At 66.4% G+C, this 7,194-nt stretch carries 5 protein-coding genes; 2 read left to right on the top strand and 3 right to left on the bottom strand.

Annotation, left to right across the window (positions count from 1 at the left end; all coding sequences use genetic code 11):
* Nucleotides 1-53 precede the first annotated feature (53 nt).
* The gene (locus D477_RS23880) at nt 54-128 is read right to left on the bottom strand and encodes a 50S ribosomal protein bL37 (RefSeq protein WP_369299106.1); all 75 of its coding nucleotides are present in this window, start codon (nt 126-128) and stop codon (nt 54-56) included.
* Between the two features lie 542 nt (nt 129-670).
* Between D477_RS23880 and D477_RS23565 the strand changes: the two genes are divergently transcribed.
* Nucleotides 671-802 (top strand): hypothetical protein, encoded by a 132-nt coding sequence (locus D477_RS23565; protein ID WP_005270052.1) that lies wholly within the window; start codon nt 671-673, stop codon nt 800-802.
* A 10-nt stretch (nt 803-812) separates the two neighbouring features.
* Here D477_RS23565 and D477_RS13410 read toward each other — a convergent pair whose 3' ends face one another.
* Both D477_RS13410 and D477_RS13405 read right to left on the bottom strand, forming a co-directional pair.
* A complete protein-coding gene (locus tag D477_RS13410) occupies nt 813-1,412 on the bottom strand; it encodes a GDSL-type esterase/lipase family protein (RefSeq protein ID WP_005270051.1) in 600 nt (199 codons plus the stop codon).
* A 78-nt stretch (nt 1,413-1,490) separates the two neighbouring features.
* On the bottom strand, nt 1,491-5,306 hold the full coding sequence (locus D477_RS13405; RefSeq protein ID WP_005270050.1) for a multifunctional oxoglutarate decarboxylase/oxoglutarate dehydrogenase thiamine pyrophosphate-binding subunit/dihydrolipoyllysine-residue succinyltransferase subunit: 3,816 nt from the start codon (nt 5,304-5,306) through the stop codon (nt 1,491-1,493).
* A gap of 322 nt (nt 5,307-5,628) precedes the next feature.
* Between D477_RS13405 and D477_RS13400 the strand changes: the two genes are divergently transcribed.
* Entirely contained in the window at nt 5,629-7,083 is a 1,455-nt protein-coding gene (locus D477_RS13400; RefSeq protein ID WP_005270049.1) for a GuaB1 family IMP dehydrogenase-related protein, read from the top strand.
* The last annotated feature ends 111 nt before the right edge of the window (nt 7,084-7,194 follow it).

The raw sequence follows: 7,194 nt of genomic DNA, 5'->3' as shown, positions 1-7,194 counted from the left end.
TTCTCTGCTTACCGGGGCGCTTGCCACCAGCTGTGCTCCAACGGGAGCGCAGCTTAGGTGTTGGGGCGCTTGCCGTGGTTTGCGCCGCCGCGCTTGCGGTCACGGCGCTTGCGTGCTCGCTTGCTCATGGCTGCCTCCTTACCTGGGCGAAAAAGAACTGCGTACCAGTCTCCCATACCTCGCGCGTCCATTCCTAACCAGCGGCGGCCGACGGTGCGGCGGGGTGTCCAGGATGCTGGCAGAGCAACCCGGAACGAGCATGAATGCGTGGCGTTTTCGCCAGCAGCCAGTCCGTAGAAGATCCACTGTCGGGACTGGAGGACGGGGACCTGCAGTTGCCGCAGTCTGTCCGCGTCAAAGCCTCGGCCTTGAACCAACACGGTTTGTACTCCCTCAAGGGCCTTGGCCAGGGGACGAGACCTAGGACGCCCGGCATTCGCTGCTGTCCGGAGTGTGGCCTGGAGCGATGGCCGACGCGGTGTGGGTGCCCGAGCGGAAGGTGCTGCCGAAAGCCCCGTGAACTGGACTTTGAAACAGCAGCCTGCCTTCCGACGTCGTGGCTGACTGCCTAACGGATGCTCTTTTCCGTCAACCCGGCAGCACCCGGGGCAACGATGCTGGTCCAAGGTTCCGGCGGGGGAGTGGCCTCCGTCTTGATCGCGATGGCCGCATGCTGCAGTTCCACGTGGCGACAGGGAACCGTTCGCAGGTGGACAGCGTCATGCCATTGCAGAAAGCGAGGGATGTTTTCGCGAAAATGGCCTCGGGCGAGGTGGCGGGCAAGATCGTCCTCACCCACTGACCGGCCGCTGCTAGGACGGTTCCGGGAGCTCCAGCCACTGGTACCAGCCGCGGTGCAGCACGAGCCAGGCCATCAGTCCGTAGCCCGCTTGGCCCGGCATGCCGCCGTTGGCAGCGAGGTCGGTGCGCCACTGTTCATGGTTGAGCAACGGCGAGAAGGTGTCCACATACACGTGCCTGCGCCGGGTGGTGACGTCGGCAAAGGCCGCCGAGAGCTCGGCCAGACGCTGGTTTCGCGCCGGGTCCAGGCCGGGCGGCGGTCCGACGACGAAGACCTTGATGCTCAGCTGCGCGGCGCCGTCGAGAATGTTGGCCAGATTCAGCCGGCTGCGCGCCGTCGTCAGGTCCAGATCCAGGTCCCGATCGGAAAGGCCGACGACGAGCCGGTTCTCGTAGCCATCGTCGAAGCGCCGGCCGGCCTCCTGCAACCACCGGCCGGCGAGTTCTTCGGTGCCCTCGTTCGGGGACGCCAGAGTGAACGCTTCCAGGCTGGCCGGCGCGGGATTCGTCCTGGCCAGGGTCCGTCCGAGCCATCCGAGGGCGCGCTGGTCGCCCATTCCGGCTAGAAGTTCATCGCCGACAGCGGCAATCCTGATTCTGCGTTGCTCCACGGGTTGCTTTCTGTTGGTTCGGCCAGTGGCTGCTTAAAAGAAGAGGGTGGGTGCCCTGCACCCCACCCAACATCTTACTTACTTGCGCTCAAACACCTTCTTGACAAGGACGTCCTGCTCGACGGCATGGCGCTTGGCAGAGCCTGTTGATGTGGCTGCCGAGGCCGGGCGCGAGACCAGGCGCATCCTGCGGTCAAGCTGCTGCGGCAGGTAGAGGCCCATGAACGGCCACGGTCCCTGGTTCGCCGGCTCGTCCTGTGCCCAGACAACCTCTGCGTTCGGATACTTCGCCAGTTCCGCCTGGATCTCATCGACCGGCAGCGGGTAAAGCTGCTCGACGCGGACCAGTGCGGTCTTGGTATCCGAGCTCTTCTGCCGCGCGGCGAGCAGATCGTAGTAGAGCCGTCCGGAGACCAGCACCACACGATCAACTTCGGCAGCGTTAAGGTCCTGGACTTCCGGAATGACCGGGCGGAACGTGCCCTCGGTGAAGTCCTCGACCTTGGACGCGGCAGCCTTCAGGCGCAGCAGCTGCTTCGGGGTGAAGATGATCAGCGGTTTGCGCGGCCGTGCGTACGCCTGGCGGCGCAGCAGATGGAAGTGCGACGCCGGCGTGGTCGGGTTGGCCACCACCATGTTGTCCTCGGCACACAGCTGCAGGAAGCGTTCGATGCGGGCCGACGAGTGGTCGGGGCCCTGGCCCTCGTAGCCGTGGGGCAGCATCAGCACCAGCGACGAACGCTGGCCCCACTTCTGCTCGGCAGAGGAGATGAACTCGTCGATGACGGTCTGCGCGCCGTTGACGAAGTCACCGAACTGGGCTTCCCAGATGACCAGGGCATCCGGGCGCTCCACGGAGTAGCCGTATTCGAAGCCCATGGCCGCGTATTCGGACAACAGCGAGTCGTAGATCCACAGCTTGGCCTGGTCCGGGCTGAGCCGGGTCAGCGGCGACCACTCGTCGCCGGTCGCACGGTCGTGGAAGACGGCGTGCCGCTGCACGAAGGTACCGCGGCGGGAGTCCTGACCGGCCAGGCGTACCGGAACGCCCTCGAGCAGGAGGGAGCCGAAGCCGGCAATTTCGCCGAAGCCCCAGTCGATGCCGCCTTCGCGGGACATCTGCTCGCGCTTCTCCAGCAGTGCCTTGAGCTTCGGGTGGACGGTGAAGCCGTCCGGAATCTCCAGATGGGCCTTGCCGATCCGTGCCATGACTTCGCCGCTGACCGCGGTGCTGGACGGAGTGGCCATGGTGTCCTCGGACTGCTGGGACAGCGGGCGCTCGAGGTCCGAAACCGGAGAGGAGTCCTTGGTGACCACCGGAATCGGGGAGGTCTGGGCCGCGTGCGTTTCGGCGAACACGCGCTCCAGGCGTTCCTGGTAGTCGCGCAGGGCCTGGTCGGCCTCTTCCTGGGTGATGTCGCCGCGGCCCACGAGCGCCTCTGTGTAGAGCTTGCGGGTGGAGCGCTTGGCTTCGATCAGGTTGTACATCATCGGCTGCGTCATCGAGGGATCGTCGCCCTCGTTGTGTCCGCGGCGCCGGTAGCAGACCAGGTCGATGACGACGTCCTTGTGGAACCGCTGGCGGAAGCGGTAGGCCAGCTGGGCCACCCGGACCACGGCCTCGGGGTCGTCCCCGTTCACGTGGAAGACCGGGGCCTGGATCATCTTGGCCACGTCGGTGGAGTACACGGACGACCGCGAGGAGTGCGGCGAGGTGGTGAAGCCTACCTGGTTGTTCACGATCACATGGACGGTGCCGCCGGTGCGGTAGCCGCGCAACTGGGACAGGTTCAGCGTTTCCGCCACGACGCCCTGGCCGGCGAAGGCCGCGTCGCCGTGCACCATGATCGGCAGCACCGGGAATGCGCCGTCGCCCAGGTCCAGGCGGTCCTGCTTGGCGCGGACGATGCCCTCGAGGACCGGGTCCACGGCTTCCAGGTGGGACGGGTTGGCGGCCAGGTACACCTTGGTCTCGTTGCCGTTGTCCGACGTGAACGTGCCTTCGGTGCCGAGGTGGTACTTCACGTCACCGGAGCCCTGCACGCTGCGCGGGTCCTGGGTTCCCTCGAACTCGCGGAAGACCTGCGCGTAGGTCTTGCCGGCGATATTGGTCAGCACGTTAAGGCGGCCGCGGTGGGCCATGCCGATGGCGACCTCGTCCAGACCGTCGTCGGCGGCATCGGAGATGACCGCGTCCAGAAGCGGGATCAGGGATTCGCCGCCCTCCAGCGAGAAGCGCTTCTGGCCCACGAACTTGGTCTGGAGGAAGGTCTCGAAGGCCTCGGCAGCGTTGAGCTTGCCCAGGATGCGCAGCTGTTCCTCGCGGCTCGGCTTGGCGTAGGGGCGCTCCAGTTCGTTCTGGAACCAGGCACGTTCGGCCGGGTCCTGGATGTGCATGTACTCGATGCCTGTGGTGCGGCAGTAGGCGTCCCGCAGGACACCCAGGATGTCGCGCAGCTTGAGCTGGGGCTTGCCGCCGAACCCGCCGGTGACCCATTCGCGGTCCAGGTCCCAGAGAGTCAGGCCGTGGGTCTGGATGTCCAGGTCCGGGTGCTTGCGCTGGACATACTCCAGCGGGTTGGTGTCCGCCATCAGATGACCGCGCACGCGGTAGGAGTGGATCAGCTGCTGGATCCGGGCCACCTTGTTGATCTCGTCGATCGGGTCGACCTGAATGTCGGCCCGCCAGCGGACGGGCTCGTAGGGAATACGCAGGGCTTCGAAAATCTCGTCGTAGAAGTCCTGTTCGCCCAGCAGCAGGGACTCGACCAGGCGCAGGAACTCGCCCGAGCCGGCACCTTGGATGACGCGGTGGTCGTAGGTCGAGGTCAGGGTGATGATCTTGCCCACGCCCTGGGCCGCGATCGTCTTCTCGCTGGCGCCGCGGAACTCGGCCGGGTATTCCAGCGCGCCGACGCCCACGATAGTGGCCTGGCCCTTGGACAGGCGCGGCACGGAGTGGACGGTGCCGATGCCGCCGGGATTGGTCAGCGAGGCGGTGGTGCCGGCATAGTCGTCAGCGGTCAGCTTGCCCGCCCGGGCGCGCTTGATCAGGTCCTCATAGGTGTGCCAGAACTCCGAGAAGTTCAGCGTCTCGGCCTTCTTGATGTTCGGGACCACCAGCAGGCGGGAACCGTCCGGCTTGGGCATGTCGATGGCGATGCCGAAGTTCACGTGGGCGGGCTGGACCGCGACGGGTTTGCCATCCACCTCGTCGTAGTGGACGTTCTGGCTGGGGAACTGGCCCAGTGCCTTCACGACGGCATAGCCGATCAGGTGGGTGAAGGAGACCTTGCCGCCGCGGGCGCGTGCCAGGTTGGAGTTGATGACCAGGCGGTTGTCGATCAGCAGTTTGGCGGGGACGGCGCGCACGGTGGTCGCCGTGGGAACGGACAGGCTCTGGTCCATGTTGGTGGCGATGGCCTTGGCCGGCCCGCGGAGGACGGAGACGGTGTCTTCTTCGACAACGGCGCTGGGCGCGGACTTCGGCAGCTGGGCCGGAATCGGAGCCGTTTTCGGTGCTGCGGCGGCCGGCTTCGGGACGGTGGCCAGTGCGCCGGTGTCCTTCGAAGTGTTCGGCGCCGGCTTGGTGTCGGCCGGAATGGCCTTGGCCGCGGGGCGGCTCTGGGCCGTCGTCTCGGCGGAGGCGGCGGGGGTGTCGTTGGCGGTTTTGACTACGGGCAGCTCTGCGGTCTTGGGGCTCGGTTCGGCAGCCTGGGTGGGCTGCTGAGCATTGCCGTTCCCAGCCGAAGCCGCGCCAGCAGATTCAAAGATGCTCCACCATTTCTTGTCCACCGAATTCTTGTCCTGGAGGTACTGCTCGTAGATCTCGTCAACGAGCCACTCGTTACCGCCGAATTCCTCGGGTAGACGAAGCTTGGGATGCTCTGGCACTTGTTATACGCCTCTTCCGTGTATTGCCGCTTGCCCTGCAGACCGCACGCGTGGCACCGTGCACCTCGCGGAACCTCAGGCGCCGAGTGCGTGGGCGCGTACTGACGCACCTGGTCTGGACCTCCTGCCAGTCTAATGACAGACCCGCCACGCAGGCCAATCTTTGCCGCATCCGTGGCGGAAGTCTCTGCAGGCACTTCCAGCCCCTCAACCACGCCCGTCTGGCCGGCGCGCATTGCGGCCGGCTGCGTCGCGGCCCGGGCCGGGATCGGCATAGACTTTGGGAGGAATCCGCCGCAGCACCCGATTGCCAGGAGTGGCCATGCAATTCATCAACCAGCCGCTGACCGATTTGACCTACTCCGACGTATTCCTGGTCCCTTCCAAGTCCGACGTCGTGTCCCGGCTTGACGTCGACCTTTCCTCCGGCGATGGCACCGGGAGCACGATCCCGATCGTGGTGGCCAATATGACGGCGGTCACCGGCCGGCGCATGGTGGAGACGATTTCCCGGCGCGGCGGTCTGGCCGTCCTGCCCCAGGACGTTCCCCTGGACGTGCTCGCAGAGGTCACTGGCTGGGTCAAGGACCGGCACACTGTTTACGAGACTCCGTTGAAGCTCCAGCCGGGCAACACCGTGATCGACGCCATCCACCTGATGAACAAGCGCTCGCACCGCGCTGTTGCCGTCGTTGATGACCAGGGGTTGTGCCGCGGCGTGGTCCGCGCCGAGGACTGCGAGGGCGTCGACCGCTTCACATCGCTCGAGTCGGTCATGCGGGAGCAGCCGCTGACCCTGCAGGCCTCGATGTTCGAGGGCGACCTGCAGTCCGCGCTGCGCAAGGCTTTCGAGATGTTCGACACGGCGGGGACGTCCTTCGCCCCGGTGGTGGACGACGGTGGTGTGCTCCTGGGTGCCCTGACCCGCACGGGTGTGCTGCGGTCCACCATCTACCGCCCAGCGGTAGATGGTCGCGGCAAGCTGAGGGTAGGTGCCGCCGTCGGAATTAATGGCGACGTGGCCAAGAAGGCCGCGGCGCTGCTGGAGGCGGGAGTGGATGTGCTCGTCGTCGACACCGCGCACGGCCACCAGGCCACAATGTTCGATGCCCTGCGTGCCGTGCGCAGCCTCAGCCCGGAGGTTCCCGTGGTGGCCGGCAACGTGGTCAGCGCCGAGGGTGTGCGGGATCTCGTCGAGGCCGGAGCGGACATAGTCAAGGTCGGTGTCGGGCCGGGCGCAATGTGCACCACGCGGATGATGACGGCTGTGGGCCGGCCCCAGTTCTCTGCGGTGCACGAATGCGCCGAGGCCGCCCGCGAGGTCGGTGCCCACGTCTGGGCCGACGGCGGCGTCCGCTACCCGCGCGACGTTGCCCTGGCGCTGGCGGCAGGAGCCAGCCAGGTCATGATCGGCTCCTGGTTTGCCGGCACGCACGAGAGTCCGGGGGACCTGCTGACCGACAACGAAGGCCGGCTCTACAAGGAGAGCTTCGGGATGGCCTCGGCACGCGCCGTCCAGTACCGGACGCAGCACGAGGAGGCCTTCGACCGCGCCCGCAAGGGCCTGTTCGAGGAGGGAATCTCCAGCTCGCGGATGTACTTGGACCCGCTGCGGCCCGGCGTGGAGGACCTGCTGGATGGCATCACGTCCGGACTGCGCAGTTCGATGACCTATGCGGGGGCGGCCAACCTGGTCGAATTCCGCGAGAAGGCCGTGGTGGGCGTGCAATCGGCCGCCGGTTACGAGGAGGGCCGGCCGGTGCCGCAGAGCTGGTAGCCCTGCTAATCTGGGTAGACGATGGACAGCTATTCTAGATGCCGGTCCGTGGGTTCTGCCGTTGCGAGTTCCATGCAGCGAGCCGTCCCGCCCAGCACCGGCTGCCCCCGC

Source organism: Arthrobacter crystallopoietes BAB-32, assembly GCF_000328305.2.
Taxonomy (GTDB): Bacteria; Actinomycetota; Actinomycetes; order Actinomycetales; family Micrococcaceae; genus Crystallibacter; species Crystallibacter crystallopoietes_A.
This window is presented reverse-complemented; position numbering and strand designations above follow the sequence as displayed.